Consider the following 20,550-nt stretch of genomic DNA (forward strand, 5'->3'; position numbering starts at 1 on the left):
GGGTCGACCGCGCGGCCGACGGTTTTTATATCGGTCCGGTCCGCCGTACGGTCGTGACGCTCGATCCGATCCACGTCGAGAACATCGCGCAACTCGCGTACGGCATCGGCGGCGACGTGGACGCGACGGACCACGACGACCTCGCGGAGCGCGTGTGGCGCGAGTGGCTCCCCGACCTCCGCCGCGACGGCCGGGTCGTGATCGAGGCGCTCGGCGACCACGAGCGCCGACGGGCCGCGATCGACGACGTCGCGCTCGTCGACCGCCCGTTCGAGACGGTCCACGGCCTCGACTCCGGAACGATCAACCCCACGACGTTCAAGAACGGGCTCGTCGTCGACGTCGCGCACGCGGCGATGGCGAGTTCGCCGACGGATCTCGACCTCCACCGCGACCGCACCATCGTCGCCACGGTCCACGCCGGCGACTCGACCGCCGGCTTCGACAGCGAGTGGGCCCGCCGCGACGAGGGGCACACCCGCCAGCGCGTCCTCCACGTCCCGCGGGTGAACCGCTACGCGGAGCGCGTCGTCCACGCGCTCGCCCTCTACCTCGCGGAGGGGACTCACGCGCTCGACCACGCGGACCGCGTCGACGACCTGCTCGTCCTCGACGGACCGGTCTACCCCAAGGAGCTGTTCACGTGGGCCGACCGCGACCCCGAGCTCGGCGCGCTCGCCCGGGAGGCCAAGCCCCGCGCCGTCATCGAGAAGTACGTCCGCCTCGTCGAGCGGTTCGTCGAGCGCGACGTGCCGCTGGCCGGCTTCGTCAAAAATCCCGCGAGCGGCACCGCGGTCCGAGCGCTCTCTCGCGCCGGCGTGGAGTCGCCGTGGCCCGACGACACCGCGCTGTTCACCCGCCTGCTGGAGCGGCGGGAGCCGGACGGGGACGGCGCGGCACCGACCGGCGACCGAGACACCGGCGGCCCCGCCGACCGCGGCGCCCGCCTCGACGACGACCTCACGTTCACCACCTGGTTCCGGAGTCGCGGCGGCGCGGACGCGCCGATGGCCGCCGACGGCGACGCGCTCGGCGTCGAGCGCGAACTCGACCCGGCGCTGTACGAGCCGACGTTCACCGTCGTCTACGACCCGCGGACCGACGTGACGTACAAGCTGGAGGCGCCGTACGCGTTCACCCGCGACGAGGCGACCCGCGAGCGGCTCACCCGGCAGGTCGTCGCGGAGGTGGCGGCGACGCGCGGGCCGCCGGAGCCGGTCGCGAAGGCGGACGAGCTGGCGCGGATCTCGGCCACGGAGAAGGCCGCGCTCCGTCGGAAGTTCGAGGAGCGGCTCGGCAGCGACCAGCAGGCGACCTACGACGACCTGCGCTGGGGGAAGGAGCCGTACTGAGACGCGGTCGCTCTTCCATGAGCAGTCGACGGCGGAGTAGCGGTGGACGCCTCCGGCGCCCCGACCGCGAGGCGGCCTCGCAGGCACGCGCCGCCGCGGAGGTCAGACGGAGTCGACCGTCCGCAGAACGGTCGCGTCCGCTCTCAGATCGCTCCTGCCAGCAGCACCGCGAAGGTAACCGCGTTGTATATGCCGTGTATCAGTCCCGGGACCAGCACGTTGTCCGTCCACTCGTAGAGCGCGCCGAGGACCGACCCCAACACGACCACGACGCCGACGTACGCCCACCGCTCGACCGGCGTCCCGGAGACGGACGGGAGGTGGATCAGCCCGAACGCGAGGCTCGCGATGAGCACCGCGGGGAGGGTGTCGAACGCGCGCCGGACGCCGCCCTGAACGACGCCGCGGAACAGCAGCTCCTCGACCGGCCCGACCACCGCGAGCGACACCGCGATCATCGCGAGGTAGTACGGAACGGGGTCACCGGCGGGGACGACCGCCTGGTTCTGCCCGGTCGAGAGCCCGACCTGATCGAGCGCGAACAGGGCCCCGTACTGGAACGCGAAGAGGGCGATCCCCCCGCCGACGATGACCGCCGTCTCGCGGGCGGTCGGCCGCGAGAATCGGACGATCTCCCACTCGTCGGTGATCGCGAGGTACCCGGCGACCGCGAGCGCGAACCCGGCGAACTGGAGGAGCGTCCGGAGCAGCTGATACCCGGTCGACCCCTCGGACACCAGCCCGACGGAGGCGGCGAGGCTCGCCCCCGGCGCGGTGATCGCGCTCGCGACGAGGAACGCGAACACGATCGCGAACAGCGCGCTCGCGACGCGGAACACCCGCTCCCCGACCGCGGCCGTCAGGGGGTCTTCGCTCATCGTCGGCGGTACGGTTCGCGGGGCTTTAGGCGCACCGGAAGGGGATCGGCGGCGTCGACTCTCGACCCGCCGGCCGCGGCCTCAGTCGATCCGCAGCTCGCGCTTCTCCTCGACCGCCTCGGCCTCCGCGAAGTCGCCGCCGCCGAGCAGCCCCCGGGCCGCCTTCTTCCCCCACTCGACGGCCGGCTGCGTGAACGTCGACACGCTCGCGAGCTCGCCGTACAGCACGCAGGCCGCCTCCGTCCCGAACAGCAGCTCCCCCAGCGCGCGCTCGTCGACGCGGTCGATCTCGACGCGCACGTTGGGGACGCCGGCCGCCGCGAGGCTCGCCTCCGTCGCCTCGAACTCGGCGTCGAGCAGCCCGCCGAGCGACGAGCCGCCGAGGTACGCGAGCCCGTCGAGGTCGGTCTCGGGAATCGGCACGTCGGCGCGCTCCGTGGGTCGCACGAGCGTCACCAGCTTGTCCGGCGGCCCGGCGCGGTACAACTGGAGCTGGGAGTGCTGGTCGGTCGCGCCGAGCGCGCGGGCGGGGGTCTGCCCGAGTCCGTCCTTCCCGAGGCTCTCGGCCCAGAGCTGGGCGAACCACTCCGCGAACGTCTCCAGCGACTCCGCGTACGGCATCACGGCGTTGGTGAGCGCGCCCCGCTCCGCGAGCGCGTACGTCGCCGCGCCGTAGGCGTACGCGGGCGACTCGTACAGCGAGCCGGCCAGCGCGTCCATCCCGTCGCGGCCGCCCGCGAGGACGGCCTCGATGTCGTGACCCTGGAGCGCGGCGACCGCGAGTCCGACGGTCGACAGCGCCGAGAAGCGTCCGGGAACCCTGTCGGGAACCGGTAGCGAGGGGAGGTCGTGACGGTCGGACAGTTCGCGGAGGTTCCCCGACTCGCCCGTGGTGACGAGGGTCCGCTCGGTCCAGTCGACGCCCGCGTCGGCCATCGCCTCGCGGACGACGAGGAAGTTCGCGAGCGTCTCCGCGGTCGTCCCCGACTTCGAGACCACGTTGACGACGGTGTCGTCGAGCGGGAGGGACGCGAGCAGGGACCGGGTGTCGTCCGGGTCGACGTTGTCGAGGAAGTACGCGTCGACGTCGCTGTCGAGGGCCGTCGCGAGCGTCGCCGCGCCGAGGGCGCTCCCGCCGATACCGACCGTCAGCACCGCCTCGGGGCGGTCGAACCCGTCGACCGCGGCGCGGATCTCGCTCGGGTCCGCGGTCTCGGGGAGGTTCAGGGCGGCGTACCCGAACTCGTCGTCGGCCATCCCGGCCGCGATCCGCTCGTGCGCGGCCGAGACGCGGTCGTCGAGTCTGTCCAGCGTTTCCGTCGTGAGCCCGGGGGTCGTCTCCAGGGCGTTGCCGAGGTCCACGCGCATACGTGTCTCACCGCGCGAGAGCGACTTAAAAACCGCCGACCGGGCTGAGCGCCGCCCCCGCAGCGAGGACGCGGCGACCGGAACGTTAGTCGGCCGCCGCGACCGGTTCCTCGCCGTCGTCGAGCGCCGGGCGACCGATCAGCCGGTCGACGGAGAGCGGGCCGGCGCCGAGCGCGAAGACGGCCGACGCGAGGCCGAACAGCGCCACGTGAGCGAGGACCGGGTCGTCCGGGAGCCCGAACAGCGTTGTCGTGAACAGGACGAACGAGAGCGCGGCCGCGCCCCGGGTGAAGAAGCCCGCGATCAGCGCGAGGCCCACGGCGACCTCGGTAACGCCGGCGCCGACGACCCACAGCCCCGGGTCGACGGGGACGACCGACGTGAGGTCGTACTTCTCGACGACCTGTAGCGCGCTCGCCGGATCGGCGAGCTTCTGGATCAGGCCGAGGTAGACGAACGAGACGCCCATGCCGACCCGGAGCACAGTGGGGACGTACCGCCTGAGCGGGGCGGTCGCCTCGTCGAGGAACGACTTCAGGTGGTGGACCGGGTCGATCCGGCCGTAGTACGACCCCGGCGTGCTGGCGACCTCGAGCAGCATGTCGTCGGCGCTCGGCCGACCGCCACCGAGGACGAGCAGCGCGAGGAGCACCGGGACGTACTCCACGGCGAGAACGACGAGCGGGTCGACGGCGACGAGCACCCACGCGTACGTCAGCAGGCCGGCCGCGGCGGTGATCCGCGTCGCGAGCCCGAAGAGGGTGAAGAAGCCGAGCCCGATGAAGAGGACGCGGAGCAGCGGGCTGGTCGCCGGTTCGAACGAGAGCGTCGGTGCGAACAGGTACCCTTGGAAGCCGGCGCCGACGAGGGGGAGCCCGACGGCGAGCCGCAGCATCCACGGGACGAGGTCGCCGTAGCTGGCGAGCTTCTCGCGGAGGACGACGACGTCGACGACGGTCGGGCGCACCCAGAGGTACGCGCCGATTCCGGCGGTCGCGAGGAGCCCGGAGCCCGCGAATAGTGCCGCGTTGAACGGGTCCGACAGCACTTCCGCGATGAACGCCATCGCGTCGAGCGGGTCGCCCGAGTCCTCGGTGACGTAGTCGACGTGGGCCGCGGCCGGCCGAGCGACGAGCGTCGCGAACAGGGCGAACGCTGCGACGGCAACCGATCGGAGACGAACGGACATACCCCGCGTACGAGCCGAACGCACCTAACGGTATTTCTTCACGAACGTTCGAATCCGACCCTGTAGGTCGTTTCTGCGCCGCTTCGAGCCGCTCGATAGCCGCGTCAGGGGGCCGCCGCCTACGGCGCTCGCGCGACGAGCGCGAACGTCTCGGTCCGCGTCTCCGCACGCTCTACGTCGAACCCGGCCTCGGCGAGCGCGTCGCGCGCGTCGCTCACGGGGTAGCGCTCGTCGACCGGGGGCCCGTGGTCGCCGCCGCCGTCGGCCGACCAGTCGAACACGACGAGCCGTCCGTCCGAGCGGATGACGCGGGCGACCTCGTCGATCGCTTCCGGGCTCGCGAACTCGTGGTACGTCATCGTCGAGAACGCGCCGTCGATCTCGCCGTCCGCGAACGGGAGGTCTGCGACATCGCTCGCGACGAGGTCGACGTTGTCTGGAGCGCCCTTCTCGCGGTAGTACTCGTGCATCTCGGACTGGACATCGACGCCGTAGACCGTCTCGGCGTGCTCGGCGACGTCGTCGGTGTAAAAACCGGTGCCGCTACCGAGGTCGGCGACGACCTCGACGCCGCCCTCGATCAGCGGACCGACCAGCTCCTCCGCGGACACCCAGCGGTAGCGGTCGGGTCGATCTAGCCGCTCCGCCCGGTCGGCGTCGAACGTGTGAAATCCCATGCGCGGTCTTGTACGGCGAGTGCTTTAACGTGTCCGGTCGCCCGGTGTCCGAGCACGGGTCCGCGCGGCGGCGTCTCCGATCGCGGCTCACCACTCCGCGTCGAGCGCGTCGATCAGCCGGTCGATCTCGGCCTCCGTCGAGACCGCGTGAACCGACGCTCTGACCCCGTCGGGGTGCGGCAGCGACCGGACGACGATGTCGTCGTCGGCCAGTCGCTCGACGGTCGCCTCCGGATCGTCGACGTCGATCGTGACGAGTCCCGACTCGTAGGACCGCGGGCTGAGGAGTCGGTCGTCGGGAACGCCGGCTTTGAGGCGATCGGTGAGCGACTCGATCCGCGACTCGATCGCGTCCAGGCCGACCGCGTCGATCGCGTCGAGCGCCTCGGCGAGGCCGACGTGCGCCGCGGCGGTGGTCGTCCCGACCTCGAGGCGTCCCGCCGCCGGCTTGAACTCGATCGCCTCGCCGGTCGGGTCCTCGACGCTCCGGTAGCCGACCGCGCGCGGCGCGAGGTCGGCCGCGGCGTCGCGGTCGACGTAGAGGAAGCCGGCGCCCCACGGGCCGAGCGTCCACTTGTGGCCGGCTGCGGCGACCGCGTCGGCGCCCCACTCGTGTACGTCCATCGGGACCTGACCGGGCGACTGGACCGCGTCGACGAGGGTGAACGCGCCCGCGTCGTTCGCGACCTCGACGAGGTCGGCGACCGGAAGGCGAGTGCCGTGGGTCCACGTGATCGCGCTGAAGCAGACGAGGCGGGCGTCCGAGACGGCCTCGGCGTACTCCTCGCGGTCGACGCGGCCGTCCTCGGTCTCCAGGACGCGCACCTCTATCCCCTCGCGTTCGAGCCGCTGCCACGGGAGGACCCCGGCCGGGTGTTCGAGGTCGGTTCGGACGACGACGTCGCCCGGTTCCCAGTCGATAGCGCCCGCCACGCGGGTGATCCCGTCGGTGGTGCTCTCCGTGAGCGCGACTTCCTCCGGGGCGGCGCCGACGAACGCCGCGATCCGCTCGCGCACCCGCTCGTACGTCTCGAACGCGTGTTCGTACGGGTCGGTCGCCGCGGAGCCGTACTCGTGCTCCTCGATGAACGAGGCGGCCGCCTCGACGACGTACTCCGGGCTCGGTCCGTGCGCGCCGAAGTTGAAGTACGCCGCGTCGCCGAGGGCCGGGACGTCCGCGCGGAGCTCTCTCGGGGTCATACCGTCGTCGTCGAGTTGGATCGTTCTCATGGTGTCGGTTTCGGCCACTCGGGCCGCGACTGGCCGATCGGTGACCGCGTTCGGGTGATTCCGTGTGCGATGCCCGAAGGTACGCTCAGGCGGTGTGTTCGCCGATCGCGTCGGCAAGCGCCCGCTCGCTCTGCGCCCCGACCATGCGCTCTGCGAGCTCGCCGTCCGAGAACACGAGCAGGGTCGGGATGCCCTGAACGCCGTACTCGCCGGCCAGCGCCTGGTGGACGTCGACGTCGACCTTCAACACCGTCGCGTCGGTGTCTTCCGCGACCGCCTCGACGGCGGGCTCCATCATCTGACACGGGCCGCACCAGTCGGCGTAGAAGTCGACGAGGACGACGCCGTCGGCGACGTGTTCGTCGAACGCGTCGGCGTCGGTCAGCTGGATCGGCTCTCCGGGTGCGGCTTCTGTCGAACTCATACCTACGCCTACGCGCCGCGTGGTGATAATGGTTTTGGATAGTATTCACAATACTATGGCAAGAAAAGCGCGTACCGGCCGTCCGGCAGCGTCGCGATACGAGCCGGTGCGGTGGCTATCCGCGTTCGAAAATCCCGTCGGATCGAGCGAGCGAACCCCGGACCTGACGGTGTCGGAGCGGAGAGAGATCGCAAGGAGACAGTCGGCGGCGACGCGGTGCGGCGCGGGTACTTCGACTACTGAATGTGGCCTTCGCGGCGGAGCTGGTCGGCGTCCTCGTCCTCGTACCGCCACTCGACGTTCGCCTTCTCGTCCTGCCAGTCCCACGGCTCGGCGAGGACCACGTCGCCCTCGCTGATCCACGTTCGGTACTTCATGCGGCCGGGGATCCGGCCGAGCCGCTCCTCGCCGTCGGCGCAGCGCAGCTGAACGTGGTTGCCGCCGAGGTGTTCCGTCACCACGGCGAACACTTCGTCGTCGTTGGGCATTCGGAGGTTCTTCCGCCCGGATTCTTCGCTCATACCTTCCGTTGTACGCTCGCCCGTATAAGTGATTGGAGATGGGTGTGTGCGCCCGCCACGCGACTCGTTCGCACGACTGCGACGGTCATGCGTCGACCCGTGGCCGCCTCACTCCGCGTCGGTGAGCGCCGCCGATCGGCCGTCGGAATCGACCGTCGCGTCCTCGGCCGACACGTCCGTTCCGAACGCGGCGTCGACCTGCGCGAACGCCTCCGCCTGCGTGCCGGAGTTGTCCACGACGACGTGGTCGGCCGCCACCTCGTCGAACAGTTCCTTGAAGCGGAGGTGGATCTCGAAGTCGGCGTCGCTGATCCCGTCGCGGCGCTCGATCCGGCGCTCGACGACCTCCTCGTCGCAGGCGACCTCGACGAGGTCGAACGCGACTCCGGCCTCGGCCGCCGTCTCGCGGGCCTGCGTCCGGAACCGTGCGTCCGCGAACGTCGCGTCGAGGACGACGGCGCCGCCGGCCTCCACGTCCTCGCGGGCGCGAGAGAGGAGCTCGGCGTAGACGGCCTCGGTCTCCGCGTCGGTGTACTCGGGGTCGGGAAACAGTTCCTTGCGAATCACGTCGGTCCGCCGGATCCGACCGTCGACGTGGGCCGCGACTCGCTCGGCGACGGTCGTCTTGCCGACGCCCGGAAGCCCGCAGACGACGATCAGCCGTCCAGTCGACGCCCCGTCGTCGGCCGCGTCGGCGGGCGAGGCGGACGGCGTTGGAGAGCGGGAATCTGCCGTTTCACCGTTCGAAGCCGGCGATTCGGTCCGATCCGGCGCTCGACCGCCTCGGTCACTCATCTACCCGCATCCACCCAGGAGAGGTAAAAGAAAGTTCGCATCTGAAGGTCGCCGTGGGCGACCCTCACGCTTCACCCCCAGCTTGCCACGCGCGGCGCGCTCCGAGCGCGCGACGCGCGGTCTCGGTGAGTCGGTACTCGTTGGTGCGCCTGTCGCGTGCCCGCTTGGCGACGAGGTCGCGCTCGACCAGCCTGTCGAGGTTCTGGTAGAGGCGGCTGTGGTTGATCGCCTCGCCGTAGTAGTCGGCGAGGTCCGCCTTCAGGGCCGTCCCCTTGCGGGCGTTCTCGTGGGAGAGCGCCCAGAGCAGGTCGCGCCGGAACGCGGTGAGGTCGGCGAGCGCATTGCGGTCAGGCGCGCACTCCGCGCTCATGCGTCGTCCTCCGCGCAGTCGTGGTAGACGGGCACGCCGCGTGCGGCGTCGTAGCCGTCAGCCGGCGCTGGACAGCGTGCGCAGTCGGTGGGTTCGCTCGATTCTCCGGTCGTCACGCAGGGCTTAAGCCCCGCAGTTGCCATCGTTGGCATGGTTCTGTGTCACGGCACAGAACCCGACCCGGCCGGGTGCTCCAACACCGCGGCCGGGATTTCTACATTTTGTCACTCGCCGAGGGCTCGTCACTTGGGTTCTGTGGCTACATATGAATTCTCTCGTTACTTGAATGTACGGAAAGTGATTAAAAACACTATACGGTCTTATATTAAATATGGGTGCGCCAGTGTATTATATGAGATATGCGGGAGAGTGGATGTCTGCTGCTGACGATCGGATTTTGGAGTATCTCTCTGAACACGAATCTGGTTCTCCAACGAAAATGAAGAGGGAGGGACCGATTCGATATTCACGTGTTCAGGTCCACCGACGATGTAAGAAGCTAGCTGAAGAGGGTCTCGTCAAAGATCTCGGAAACGGTGTCTACATGATCACTGACGACGGTGAGGCGTATCTCGACGGCCGACTCGACACCGAGAATTGGACCTACATTGATGACGACAATGATGCCGTCGAGGCACAGAACCCGACGGACAGTGAGGCCTCGAACGGGGACGCCACCCGAATGTGAGTTATAGATCTATACAAGGGTCAGCGTTTATTTTCGAGGAACTCCCACTCTAGCGTAGTAGTATCAACTCGAAGTACACCGACGTTCGTTGTTTCATCAATCGCTCTAACATCGATCTGATCCCGGACGTGCGACTCCACGGAGAGCTCTTCGAGCCGCCACTCCTGCGAATCCAACGCCGGCGGAATATCGTCTCCAGACACGACATTCACCGATCGAAGTGTCCCGTACCGTTCCGGTGTGACATCCACTTCGATCGGGAGCTCAACGAGGTCACCGCTCATACGTCGACTTCAGCGCCCCACGATATGAAATTTGCTCAGGAAGATCCGGCTCCGTGACGAGCGTCACCCGGACGAGCCGTCTCCCTAACGATTTTCCCAGTACCAACGATTAAATACAGTTGAGCGGCACTCTCCGATAGATGAGTCAGCAGGACCTGACCTACGTCGATCTGTTCGCGGGAGCGGGCGGACTCTCCGTCGGCCTCGAACGCGCCGGCTTCGAGCTCGTCCACGCGGTCGAGGTCGACGACGACGCCCGCGCCTCGTTCGCGAACAATCGCGAGGGTCTGGAACCGACGGAGCTGACACAGGACATCCGCGGGGTTGACAACCAGGATGTCACCGAGGTCGTCGGCCGCGACACCGTCGACCTCGTCGCCGGTGGCCCGCCCTGTCAGGGGTTCTCCGAAGTGGTCAGCCCCGACGGCAGCGACGACCGGAACCACCTCTTCGTGAACTTCATCTCGTGGGTGAACGAGCTCGATCCGAAGGCGGCACTGTTCGAGAACGTTCGCGGGATGCAAAACACCGCCGACGGGAAGTTCCTCGACGCCGTCGAGGAGTCGTTCGGCGAGATGGGCTACGATGTCAGCTACCGCGTCGTAAAGGCGTCCGACTTCGGCGTCCCGCAGCAGCGTCACCGCCTGCTGGTGCTCGCGACGAAGCGCTCGACGACCGAGTTCCCCTTCGACGGCTTCGAGTTAGACCCGATCGAGACCCCCGGCGTGATCGCCGGAATCGGCGACCTCCCCGAAGTCGGTCCCGGCGAGGAGAAGACCGAGTACGACGTCGAGCCGACGACGGTCATCCAGGATGACCTCCGCGGCGACAACACCGATCTCACCCACCACCAAGCCGCGAACCACACCGAGGACATGGTGGAGATGATTTCGCACATCTCTGACGGTGGAAACCGAACCGAGATCCCGGACGAGCTCCAGCCGTCCTCGGGCTACCACAACTCCTACTCTCGACTCGACTCGCGGGAGCCGGCCGTCGCGATCACCTCGAACATGTCGAAGCCCTCTAGCGCCCGGTGTATCCATCCGTTCCAGCATCGCGGGCTCACACCGCGCGAGGGGGCGCGCTTACAGACGTTCCCCGACTGGTACCGCTTCGATGGCGGCCTCGTCTCGGTCCGGAAACAGATCGGGAACGCGGTGCCGCCGTACCTCGCGGAGTCCGTCGGCTACTACCTCAAGCAGAGCGTCTACAGCCAGACGCTGACCGACGAGGAGCGAGAGCGCATCTACAAGCTCCGCTGTGGTGGGATGGACCTCGCCGAGTTCGAGGAGGAGAAGTCGGATATCGGCGGCCACGCGCAGCAGGTCACGCTTGACTTCGCTGACTAATAGGAGTCGAATAGTTTTCTGGCAGATTCCAAAAACAACCTCGGAAGCGCCATCGGAATCAGTCCCAGTAGGGAACGTCTAGCGTGAATTTTCCTCTACTTAGTTTCTCGTTTTCCAATGCCAACTTTTCTAAGCGTGTCTGTTGACCGGACAGTATACGCAGATGAGTAGATGGAGCGACGATCGTGCCGACCACGACGATGAAGCGATAGAGATGTTTTTACAGAGCCATTTCCCGGCCACCTATTTCGGGAATCAATCGGATCTGTCGGCATCCGACGGCTTTGGCGATGGGATCTCAGACGCTGAGCGCAATGTGATTGATGCGCTCGTTTCTGAGGCGGGGACGCAGTTCGCATCTTCGAAAGGGACGCTAGGGCTCGCGATCGACTTTGTTGTCCTCGCCGAAGAACTGGCAAAGTACGACGACTGGCTGGCCGGTTTTAACCCTGACATCACTGTCGACGACATCCTCGACCGCTACGAGAGCACGGCGAAGTCGTCGCTGACACTGAAACGCGGTGACACTCGGGAAGGGATCCGAGCGTTCCACAACGAGCTGATCGAACTGTTCCGGGAGGACCTGAACCGAACCAATTTCCCGAGCTCACCGGGCCACCACACCGGCGAGTGGGAGCGGTACGACGACATGCTCGAACTCGCGTTCCGGCTCTCTCGCGACGGTCGCTTCGTCGCCGCACAGGAACTCTTCGACCTCGGTCTAGAGCGGTTGGAATCGAGCGAGTACGAACGGCGTGACCCGCCGTTCGAAGAGCCCTTCCTGAAGGTACTCCGAGACTACACACGCAAGGCCCCAAATGAACAGGGCGGATCGGCGTACCAGGCACTCTGTTACGGGTACGTCAAAGCGGAGTGGCCGCACTTGTCTCTCCGCGCGAGTAAGGTCCGAACCGGCTCCTCGCGTCAACAGCGGTACGGCGACATTGACGGGTACCACGGTCCCGACCTCATGATCTCGGTCGAGGTCAAGGACCGCGTTATCGATGAATCGAACGTCAGTGCCGAACTCGGCACGATGATGAAGGTCGCACAGAACACGACCGCCATCGCCATCGCGATCTGTACAGAGGTGAGTCCGGAAGCCCGCGAAACGCTCGAAGAAGCAGATGTCCGGGTTCTGGATGACGAGGACATCAGCCGACAGCTTCGATTCTGGGACTACCACAAGCAGAACCGGGCGCTTCACGGGATGGTTCACTTCTTCGCCAACATCGAGGAGAATCCAGACGGCGTTCAGCGACTCTTACGGTTCGTTGCGAGCATCGACCCGGACAACCGCGTCCTCGACCATCTCGCTGACTCGGACGTACAGATGGGGCTCGACGAAACATGAAGCGGCCAGAGGTCCGAGAGCGCTTCGTCAACCGCGACGCGGAACTCCCCTATGGACTCGAAGTCTCGCAGGTCGTAAGCGCGATCGAGAGCTTCTACGAGTACTGGCACGAGGTGAATGAGTGGCACCTCGAACAAGGGTACGGACGGTTCCACGAGCAGTTCCGAGCGAACAACGCGATTGGTGGCTTCGTCAGTCACCGACTAACCACTCGTTTTGCGGAAGAGTCTCCGGACTTCGTCCTCAACCGTCTCGACGACGGATACCCGGACTTGCTCTACGATGGGACCGATCACGAATGGCCGGACAATTACGCAGTCAAGGATTCCGACAACGGTCCGGGCTTGGAAGTCAAAGCGTCGAAGGGGAACACGTTCTACGCACACCACAATGTCGAGGGGTGGCTCCTCGGAATCCACTATCGGATAAACGCGCGGAGCAAGTCCACCACGGACGACGCCCCCGCCCCGAACAAGACGCCGCCTATCGATGTCACACAGGTCCTGTGCGCGAGCATGGACCACGAGGACTGGGAGTACCGCGACGCCGAGGGCTCGAACCGGACGAACACCAGCGAGCTAAAGGCGAAAGTCGGGCTTCACGAGATGCGGAAGAACCCGATCATCGAGATGGAGTCTGCGATTACCGGAGTGGGAGATCTCCTTCGAGAGTACAAACAGGCCCACGCTGAGTTCGACCCAGACTACTCGGTATAACCGAGTGGAAAAGCTCAGAGCGCAGCAGTACGCGCTGTTAAAAGACGGATATCCTGCGGGCGATGCTACCAAAATTGCGAGGAATCAAAAGTGGGTTGGGGCAGATTTGAACCTCAGTCACTCCGCTCGCTAGCGCTCGCTCCGTTCCCTGCTTCAAATCCGCGGCACCATTTTGTCGACACGGACCGCTCGCTGTCGCTCGCGGTTGCGGTGTCGACAAAAATGGGTTGGGGCGGATTTGAACCGCCGGCCTCCTCCATGTCAAGGAGGTGTCATAACCGGACTAGACTACCAACCCGCAGGGGCTTACTGACGCGTTTCGTCGTACCCGGGGGACGTAATTGAACCTTTCGTTTCGGGGATCCGGACGGGGTGAGTCACTACCCGCCGATCGGGCGACGGCGGGCCCCCGAAGCCGACGGCGCGCGAGGCTTTCGACCGTTTTTACCCGCTCGCCGACAGTCCGTTCGTATGGTCGACCTCGCCGCCCGCACGGACAGGCTCGACGCGTACCTCGCGGAGCGCGGGCTCGAAGCGGTCTGGTTCGCTCGCCCCAACGGCTTCGCGTGGCTCACCGGCGGCGACAACGTCGTCGACGCCGACGCGACGACGGGCGTCGCGGCCGCCGGCTACGACGGCGAACTCCGCGTCATCACCGACAACATCGAGGCGGACCGGCTCGCCGCGGAGGAGCTCCCGGACGCGTTCGCGGTCGAGTCGGTCCCGTGGTACGCCGACTCGCTCTCCGAGGCGGTCGCCGAGCGCTCGCCCGCCCCCGCGGCCGCGGACTTCGACGTGCCCGGCTTCGAGGCCGTCGACGGCAGCCGGCTCCGACAGCCACTCACCGACGACGACGTCGAGCGCTACCGCGAGCTGGGCCGCGAGGTCGCGGCCGCCGTCGAGACCGTCTGTCGGAACCTCGAACCCGAGGACCCCGAGTACGAGGTCGCGGCCGGCATCGACATCTCGCTCGCCTCCCGCGACGTGGACACGCCGGTCGTGCTCGTCGGCGGCGCGGACCGGGCGCAGGCGTTCCGTCACTACACGCCGACTGACGCCGCCCTCGGCGACTACGCGCTCGTGTCGGTCACCGCCGAGCGCGCGGGGCTGTACGCCTCGATGACGCGCACCGTCGCCTTCGACGCCCCCGACTGGTTCGAGGAGCGCCACCGCGCCGCGGCGCGCGTCGAGGCGACCGCGGTCCGCGCCACCGAGGCCGCCGCGTCCGGGACGCTCTCGGGCGGTGAGGGCGCCGGCGGTGACGCCGCCGACAGCGACGCACCTGACCCCGACGCCCCCGACACCGCCGGCGACGTCTTCGAGGCCATCCAAGCGGCGTACGACGCGGTCGGCTTCGCGGACGAGTGGGAGAACCACCACCAGGGCGGCGCCGCCGGATTCGCCGGCCGGGAGTGGTTCGCGACCCCGGACGGCGACGAGGCGGTCCGGCGGCCGATGGGCTACGCGTGGAATCCGACGGTTCAGGGCACGAAAAGCGAAGACACCCACCTCGTCACGTCCGATCTGACCGAACGGCTCACGAAGACCGGTCGGTGGCCGACTCACGAGGTCGAACCGGTTGACGTCGCGGGGATCGAGGCCGAGCCCGTCGAGCTGGCGGCGCCGGTAATCCGGTAACGGGACGGACTCGGCGGAGGACGCGCCGCCGCCGCCCGAACGCCGCACCGCGCCGCGCGAACGCGGCGTCAGTAGACGTACTCGCTCTCGTCGATGCCGACGTAGTCTTTCTTCACCCGGCGCTTGTTCCACTTGTAGCCGAGCATGAGCTTCAGCGACTCCCAGCCGGAGCGGTACGGCTGCGAGAGGAGGCTGTCACCGGTCTCGGCGGCGAGCATCGCGTCGGCCGCGCCGATGACCCGGTTCCAGTCGTCCGGCTCGTACTCCGCGACCATGTCGGCCATCGTCACGTTGCGGACGGTCTCGTCGCCGATCGCCTCCTTCCAGCGGCGGTTGTACGCGGCGAGGTCGCCCTCGGCGGCGAGTTCGCCCGCGATCGCGCCGGTGCGGACCGCGACGTGGTCGCCGCCCTCGTGGAACGCCGAGGTCGTCCCCATCGCGCCGCCCGCGACCGCGATGCCGGCCTCGACCGGCGAGTCGATCGGTCGCGTCGACGAGATCGGGTAGGTCTCCGTCCCGTTCCGCTTCCCGGCGTCGTCGACGACGGGGAACTCCTCTTCGATGTCGTACTCGTCGCCGTACTGCCACTCTAAGAGCCGGCGGACGTACTCGCCGCCCCGCGGAATCGACTCGTCGTCGGCGTCGAGCAGCGCGTACGCGTCGCGGTCGAACTCCTCGATGTCGAGTCCGATCGGCATCGTCAGCCCGACCCGACAGACGCGGTCCGCGTTCGGGAATATCCACGGGTAGGCGGTCTCGCCCGGCATCACGCCCCACCAGAAGACGAGGGCGTCGTTCACCTCCTCGAACACCGCCTCGGGGACGCGCCGGTACTCCTGGTACGCGATGTGGTTCGCGGTGCGGGAAGCGAGCCGGTCGGAGGCGGCCGCGTCCGCGGGCAGGTACTCGTCGAGGACCCGGTTGGTCACGGTTCGCTGCGGCCCGTCGGCGAGCACGACGAAGTCTGCGCCCACGGTCCCGCCGTCCGCGAGTTCGAGCGTGTGGCGCGGCTCCTCGTCACCGGATCCGACCGAGAGGTCGGTGTCGACGCCGCGGACGGAGGTCCCGGCACGGTACTCGGCGCCGGCCTCCTCGGCGCGGTCGCGGAGCCAGTCGTCGAAGCGTGCGCGGTGGAAGGTGTACCCGAACTTGTCGTACGAGGAGTCGATCCCGGTCGAGGTGAGCGTCGCGGACTCGTCGGGGCCGCGGAACTCGGCGCGGTTCAGCTCGCGCTGGACGACCCCGTCGCCGAACTCGTCGGGGTGGATCCCCATGATGTCGACCCAGTAATCCAAGATTCCGGCCGCGTCGGTCGAGTCGGGACCGAGCCCCTCGCGGTCGGCTCGGGGGACTCCCTTCTCGAGGACCAGGGCGTCCGCTCCGCCGGTCGCGGCGGCGTGCGCCGCGGACGACCCGGTCGGCCCGCCGCCCACGATCGCGACGTCTACGCGTTCCATACCCCGAGAGGTTCCCGTCCGGCTATTAAATTCACGGTCCGTTGCGGCACGACGTCGCTTTCGCGGTGTCGGTTTCGTTCGAATCTCCGCGTTCAGGCCGGCCGCCGATCGGTCGGAACCGGTGGGTGTCCGATCCCTTCGGAGCGGCGCCGTCTCAGACGTGCTCCTCGTGCGGTTGGACCACGACGAAGCCGCCGGCGCCGTCGAAGCGCATCTGGTAGCGCTCGCCCGACTCCTGGCCCACCATGTCGGAGAGGCTCCGGTTGACCTCCACGTCCGGGGAGGTGCCGCTCCACGCGACGGTCGCGCTCGGATCGGTCGCCACCGGCGGTTCCAAGACGATCGGGTCGCCGTGGGTGGTGAGCGCGGCGTACCCCGGCCCTTCGAGGTAGACGTTGCTGAAGCCGCCCGCGAACGCTCCGGCGAGGCTGTCGATGGTGCTGATCTCGTAGGTGAGCGACTCCTCGAACGCGAGCACGTCCTCGCCGTTGACCGTGATCGACTCGTCGGCGCCGAGTTCGACCACCTGTACCTTCTTGCCGTTGTCCGCGAAGTAGACGTGACCGTCGCCCTCGACGGCCATGATCGGCGTCCCTTCGCCGGTCGCGGACTGCTTGAGGAATCCGGTGATACCCCCTTCCGCGGAGGCCTTCCCGGTGAACGAGACGTCGCCCGTGTACGCGACCATCGAGCCCGCCTTCGCCATGACGGTGCCGGCGACCTCGACGTCGAGGGTGTAGCTGTTCTCGCGCTGGAACGGTTCCGCGCTGTCGGTCGGTGCGTTCTCCGCGGTGAACTGATCGAGATTCATGGTGCGGGGACCGAACCGTTCGGTTCGGCTACATGAGGGTTCCGCGCTATGGCTTAAGAATGTACGGGCTGCGTGCGAACGTTTGGCAGGGATCGGACGGTGCCGCGGTCGGTCAGTACACGACCAGCGAGAGGTACAGCTGTCCGATTCCCGCGGCGATCATCACGGCGCCCGCGATCCGTTTCAGCAGGCCGGCGTGCGCCATCACCCGATTGGCGTTGCTGATGAGACCGACGCCGGTCGCGACGGTCGTCGCGGCCATCAGGACCGCGACGGTGCCCGCGTAGACGGCGACGACGAGAACAGCCGCCTCCGACGGGAGGGCGATCGCGCGGGCGACGACGCCCAGGAACACCGGCGCCACGCAACCGGCCCCGGCCAGCGCGTACCCCGCCCCGAAGACGCCGAAGCCGAACACGCCGGTGCGTCGCTGCGGCAGCGGTACGGACACCGACGGCGCGCGCCCGGCGACCACGAGCAGTCCGAAGGCGATCAACAGCCCGCCGACGAACGTCTCGAAGACGGTGATGTTCGACAGCGTCGAGTAACCGATCCGGACGGTGGCGCCGGCGAGCAGCGCGAACGTCGCCAGCACGCCGACCGCGGCCGCGACGCCGCGAACTCCGGCGCCGAGGACGGACGCGGAGTCGGCGTCGACGGAGTTCACGTAGAAACCGACGTACCCCGGCAGGAGGGGGTACGCGCACGGGGAGAAGAACGTCGCCACGCCCGCGGTCACGGCGAACGGGACGTTCGTCGCGAGCGAGACGTCCGTCATCGGCGGGCCCGTCCGTTCATCGATCGGCCCGCCCCGTCATCGGTCGATCGCTCGCCGGATTCCCTCGACGAACTCCTCGGCCGTGTGGGTCCCGGAGGTCGCCCAGCGGACGCGTCCCGAGGCGTCGATGGCGCGCGCGCTGGGGTACTTACCGACGTTGAGCCGCGCCGCGAGCACGGCGGTCACGTCGGCGGCGACGAGCCAGTCGCCGCCGTGTTTCGTCCACCAGTCGACTATCGTCTCCTCGCTGACCGCGCCGCCGACGGGCTCCGTCGTCACCGAAACGAACAACACTTCGTCGCCGATCCGATCGTGGGCCGCCGCCAGGGCCGGCATCTGCTCGGCACAGGGCGGACACCACGTCCCGAAGAAGTCGACGAACGTGGGCCGGTCTGGCGCCGGGATCGTCACCTCGCCGTCGCGGCTCCCGGGCGCGTCGACCGTGTCGAGCGTCACCGGTTCGATCGGCTCGGGCGCTTCCTCGCCGCCGAGCGCGTTCGGTACCCCGCCGGTCGCGACGGCGCCCGCGCCGCCGAGGACCCCGACGCTCGCGAGCCCGGCCAGCAGGTGCCGTCGCCTCACGCCGTCACCACCCGTCGGAAGTCGCCGACGATCCGTTCGACGTCGGTGGCCGGGCCGCGCGGGTACGCCCGTTCGACGATTCCCCGCTTGTTGACGAGGAGGATGAGCCCGTAGTGCGGGAACGTGTACTCCAGATTCTCGTATTGGTCGTTCTCGTCCGGGTACTTCTCGATCTTCAGCCCGAAGTTCTCCATCATCAGCTCCTTTCCCGCCTCGTAGCTCTCCGGCCGAAGGAAGTGCCAGTTCCCGGCGTCGAGGTCGACCCCGCGCCGGGCGGCGTACTCGCGGAGGACCTCGGCGGTGTCGCGCTCGGGGTCGAAGGTGAGCGGGAGGAACGCGGCCTCGTCGCCGAACCCCTGCTCGGCCGCGACCTCTTGGGCGCGCCGGAGCCGGAGGATGAGCGCCGGGCAGACGCCGTCGGGACAGCTCGTGTAAAAGGAGGTCCACAGGAACGCGCGCTCGCCCTCGAACTGCGCCGTGGATATCTCCTCTCCCGAAATCGGGTCGGGAACGCTGAACTCGGGCATCTCGTCGCCGTGGATCGGGTGGACCGGATCGCCGCGGGTCTGCTCCGGGGGCCCTAGGACCGTCCCGTCGTCGCCGAGGAGGCCAGTGTCTCCGATAACGCCGGCACAGCCGGCGGTAGCGGTCGCGCCGGCGGCGGCGCCGGTCGCGGCGAGCGAGCGGAGGAAGTGGCGGCGGTCCATGTTGTCGTCGAAACTACGTGGTCGCTCGTAAATGAACCCCGCGCCTGGTGGCGCGCAGTGAACACGACCGGGAGAGTTCGAACATCGACCGTAGCGGCCAGAGACGAGGCGGTATTCGGGGTTTCTCGGATAGACGAACGTCCGGAACCTCCGTGGTACCGCGACCCTCGCAAGGGTTATCCCCGAACGGGCTGTACGTATATTCGCAATGGCAAACGGTAAGGTTGATTTCTTCAACGACACTGGCGGCTACGGTTTCATCTCGACTGACGACGGCGACCTCGACGACGACGAAGACGTGTTCTTCCACATGGAAGACGTCGGCGGCCCGGACCTCGAGGAGGGTCAGGAAGTGGAATTCGACATCGAATCGTCCCCCAAGGGACCCCGCGCGACGAACCTCGTCCGCAACTAACCCCCACGTAGCGGACGACGCGTCCGCACGCACTACCGGATTTCGGCCGTCGCTCGACGCGATCGACGCCTATCTCCGCTTCTTTCACACTTATCACACACCGACGAGCGGCGGCCCCATCCGACGAGCGGCGATTCTCCCCCGACGAGCGACGCGATCGACCGTTTAAATACGAACGCGAGCGAAGCTCTCGCTAGTGAGCGATCCGATCCCGACCGGCTGTCGCCCGGTCGACGAGCTGTTGGGCGGCGGCTTCGAGCGCGGCGTCGTCACGCAGGTGTACGGCCCGCCGGCCGCGGGGAAGACGAACCTCGCGCTCGCCGCGGCGGTCGAGGTCGCGGCCGGCGGCGACCGCGTCCTCTACATCGACACCGAGGGGCTCTCGATCGACCGGTTCGAGCAGATCGCCGAAGGGAAGATCGGTCGGAACGACGACGGTGAGACGGTCGAGGAGATCGCCTCGCGGCTGGTGATATCGGAGGCGTACGACTTCGACGACCAGCGCGAGGCGGTCCGCGACGCGGAGGAACTGGCCGAGGAAGTCGAACTGATCGTGTTGGACTCCGCGACGGGCTTCTACCGACTGGAGCGCGCCGGCGACACCGAGGGCGGCGAGTCGCTCCGCAAGGTCGCCAAACAGGTGACTCACCTCCTCTCTCTGGCCCGCCGTCACGACCTCGCCGTCGTGATCACGAACCAGGTGTTCACCGACCCCGACGGCGACCGCGACCGCGCGCTCGGTGGCAACACGCTGAACCACTGGACCGGCGCAATCGTCCGCGTCGACCGGTTCCGCGGCGGGAACCGTCGGGCGACTCTGGAAAAACACCGCTCGAAGCCCGGGGGCGACACCGCGACCTTCCGCATCGTCGCCGACGGACTCGCGGAGGGGACCGACGCCTGAGCGTCGCGGGGGACGTGTCGAAGCGGAGGGCGGAGAAGCGGAGGCCGGAGAAGCGGAGAC

Annotated in this window: 23 protein-coding genes and 1 tRNA gene; 8 read left to right on the forward strand and 16 right to left on the reverse strand. The window is 68.0% G+C overall.

Annotation, left to right across the window (positions count from 1 at the left end; translation table 11 throughout):
• The first annotated feature begins 53 nt into the window (after positions 1-53).
• Positions 54-1,352, forward strand: coding sequence for a DNA double-strand break repair nuclease NurA (locus BM286_RS04310; RefSeq protein ID WP_092920339.1), 1,299 nt, complete (start codon positions 54-56; stop codon positions 1,350-1,352).
• Positions 1,353-1,495: 143 nt separating this feature from the next.
• Here the strand turns inward: BM286_RS04310 and BM286_RS04315 are convergent, their stop codons facing one another.
• From BM286_RS04315 to BM286_RS04355, 9 genes are all read right to left on the reverse strand, one after another.
• A complete protein-coding gene (locus BM286_RS04315; protein ID WP_092920340.1) occupies positions 1,496-2,230 on the reverse strand; it encodes a CPBP family intramembrane glutamic endopeptidase in 735 nt (244 codons plus the stop codon).
• Between the two features lie 81 nt (positions 2,231-2,311).
• Positions 2,312-3,598 (reverse strand): glucose-6-phosphate isomerase, encoded by a 1,287-nt coding sequence (locus tag BM286_RS04320; RefSeq protein WP_092920341.1) that lies wholly within the window; start codon positions 3,596-3,598, stop codon positions 2,312-2,314.
• A gap of 85 nt (positions 3,599-3,683) precedes the next feature.
• Positions 3,684-4,787 (reverse strand): DoxX family protein, encoded by a 1,104-nt coding sequence (locus BM286_RS04325; protein WP_092920342.1) that lies wholly within the window; start codon positions 4,785-4,787, stop codon positions 3,684-3,686.
• A 119-nt stretch (positions 4,788-4,906) separates the two neighbouring features.
• The gene (locus BM286_RS04330) at positions 4,907-5,464 is read right to left on the reverse strand and encodes a class I SAM-dependent methyltransferase (RefSeq protein WP_092920343.1); all 558 of its coding nucleotides are present in this window, start codon (positions 5,462-5,464) and stop codon (positions 4,907-4,909) included.
• A gap of 87 nt (positions 5,465-5,551) precedes the next feature.
• Positions 5,552-6,694 carry an aminotransferase class V-fold PLP-dependent enzyme gene (locus BM286_RS04335; RefSeq protein ID WP_092920498.1) on the reverse strand — a complete coding sequence of 381 codons (1,143 nt, stop codon included), beginning with the start codon at positions 6,692-6,694 and terminating at the stop codon, positions 5,552-5,554.
• Positions 6,695-6,779: 85 nt separating this feature from the next.
• Positions 6,780-7,118 carry a thioredoxin gene (gene trxA / locus BM286_RS04340; RefSeq protein ID WP_092920344.1) on the reverse strand — a complete coding sequence of 113 codons (339 nt, stop codon included), beginning with the start codon at positions 7,116-7,118 and terminating at the stop codon, positions 6,780-6,782.
• 236 nt (positions 7,119-7,354) lie between these two features.
• Positions 7,355-7,639, reverse strand: coding sequence for a translation initiation factor eIF-1A (locus BM286_RS04345; RefSeq protein ID WP_004595341.1), 285 nt, complete (start codon positions 7,637-7,639; stop codon positions 7,355-7,357).
• Positions 7,640-7,747: 108 nt separating this feature from the next.
• Positions 7,748-8,434, reverse strand: coding sequence for an AAA family ATPase (locus BM286_RS04350; protein WP_092920345.1), 687 nt, complete (start codon positions 8,432-8,434; stop codon positions 7,748-7,750).
• Between the two features lie 64 nt (positions 8,435-8,498).
• On the reverse strand, positions 8,499-8,804 hold the full coding sequence (locus BM286_RS04355; protein WP_092920346.1) for a helix-turn-helix transcriptional regulator: 306 nt from the start codon (positions 8,802-8,804) through the stop codon (positions 8,499-8,501).
• 352 nt (positions 8,805-9,156) lie between these two features.
• Between BM286_RS04355 and BM286_RS04360 the strand changes: the two genes are divergently transcribed.
• Positions 9,157-9,492: a helix-turn-helix domain-containing protein gene (locus BM286_RS04360; protein WP_092920347.1), complete on the forward strand. Its 336-nt coding sequence runs from the start codon at positions 9,157-9,159 to the stop codon at positions 9,490-9,492.
• A gap of 20 nt (positions 9,493-9,512) precedes the next feature.
• Here BM286_RS04360 and BM286_RS04365 read toward each other — a convergent pair whose 3' ends face one another.
• Positions 9,513-9,776, reverse strand: a complete 264-nt coding sequence (locus tag BM286_RS04365) for a hypothetical protein (protein WP_092920348.1) — start codon at positions 9,774-9,776, stop codon at positions 9,513-9,515.
• A 140-nt stretch (positions 9,777-9,916) separates the two neighbouring features.
• On the opposite strand from BM286_RS04365, the gene BM286_RS04370 reads away from it, so the two are divergent.
• The 3 genes from BM286_RS04370 to BM286_RS04380 all read left to right on the forward strand — a co-directional run bounded on the left by BM286_RS04370 (position 9,917) and on the right by BM286_RS04380 (position 13,198).
• Positions 9,917-11,128 carry a DNA cytosine methyltransferase gene (locus tag BM286_RS04370; protein WP_092920349.1) on the forward strand — a complete coding sequence of 404 codons (1,212 nt, stop codon included), beginning with the start codon at positions 9,917-9,919 and terminating at the stop codon, positions 11,126-11,128.
• A gap of 163 nt (positions 11,129-11,291) precedes the next feature.
• Positions 11,292-12,482: a hypothetical protein gene (locus tag BM286_RS04375; protein WP_092920350.1), complete on the forward strand. Its 1,191-nt coding sequence runs from the start codon at positions 11,292-11,294 to the stop codon at positions 12,480-12,482.
• Positions 12,479-13,198, forward strand: a complete 720-nt coding sequence (locus BM286_RS04380) for a hypothetical protein (protein ID WP_092920351.1) — start codon at positions 12,479-12,481, stop codon at positions 13,196-13,198. The genes BM286_RS04375 and BM286_RS04380 overlap by 4 nt, the downstream gene beginning before the upstream one ends.
• Positions 13,199-13,421: 223 nt before the next feature.
• Here BM286_RS04380 and BM286_RS04385 read toward each other — a convergent pair.
• Positions 13,422-13,496, reverse strand: a tRNA-Val gene (locus BM286_RS04385).
• Positions 13,497-13,669: 173 nt separating this feature from the next.
• Here BM286_RS04385 and BM286_RS04390 point away from each other — a divergent pair.
• Positions 13,670-14,836 (forward strand): M24 family metallopeptidase, encoded by a 1,167-nt coding sequence (locus BM286_RS04390; RefSeq protein WP_092920352.1) that lies wholly within the window; start codon positions 13,670-13,672, stop codon positions 14,834-14,836.
• Between the two features lie 68 nt (positions 14,837-14,904).
• On the opposite strand, the gene BM286_RS04395 is transcribed toward BM286_RS04390, so the two are convergent.
• The 5 genes from BM286_RS04395 to BM286_RS04415 all read right to left on the reverse strand — a co-directional run bounded on the left by BM286_RS04395 (position 14,905) and on the right by BM286_RS04415 (position 19,171).
• Positions 14,905-16,293, reverse strand: a complete 1,389-nt coding sequence (locus BM286_RS04395) for an NAD(P)/FAD-dependent oxidoreductase (RefSeq protein WP_092920353.1) — start codon at positions 16,291-16,293, stop codon at positions 14,905-14,907.
• A gap of 154 nt (positions 16,294-16,447) precedes the next feature.
• Positions 16,448-17,104 carry an AIM24 family protein gene (locus BM286_RS04400; protein ID WP_092920354.1) on the reverse strand — a complete coding sequence of 219 codons (657 nt, stop codon included), beginning with the start codon at positions 17,102-17,104 and terminating at the stop codon, positions 16,448-16,450.
• Between the two features lie 112 nt (positions 17,105-17,216).
• Positions 17,217-17,882, reverse strand: coding sequence for a cytochrome c biogenesis protein CcdA (locus BM286_RS04405; protein ID WP_092920355.1), 666 nt, complete (start codon positions 17,880-17,882; stop codon positions 17,217-17,219).
• Between the two features lie 36 nt (positions 17,883-17,918).
• Complete coding sequence (locus BM286_RS04410; protein ID WP_092920356.1) at positions 17,919-18,464, reverse strand: TlpA family protein disulfide reductase; 546 nt, start codon at positions 18,462-18,464, stop codon at positions 17,919-17,921.
• A complete protein-coding gene (locus BM286_RS04415) occupies positions 18,461-19,171 on the reverse strand; it encodes an SCO family protein (protein WP_092920357.1) in 711 nt (236 codons plus the stop codon). Before BM286_RS04415 ends, BM286_RS04410 begins: the two co-directional genes overlap by 4 nt.
• 208 nt (positions 19,172-19,379) lie before the next feature.
• On the opposite strand from BM286_RS04415, the gene BM286_RS04420 reads away from it, so the two are divergent.
• A complete protein-coding gene (locus tag BM286_RS04420) occupies positions 19,380-19,586 on the forward strand; it encodes a cold-shock protein (RefSeq protein WP_004595330.1) in 207 nt (68 codons plus the stop codon).
• Between the two features lie 196 nt (positions 19,587-19,782).
• Positions 19,783-20,490: a DNA repair and recombination protein RadB gene (gene radB, locus BM286_RS04425; protein ID WP_092920358.1), complete on the forward strand. Its 708-nt coding sequence runs from the start codon at positions 19,783-19,785 to the stop codon at positions 20,488-20,490.
• Positions 20,491-20,550 lie beyond the last annotated feature (60 nt).

This window comes from Halorubrum sodomense (assembly GCF_900111935.1).
GTDB classification, from domain to species: domain Archaea; phylum Halobacteriota; class Halobacteria; order Halobacteriales; family Haloferacaceae; genus Halorubrum; species Halorubrum sodomense.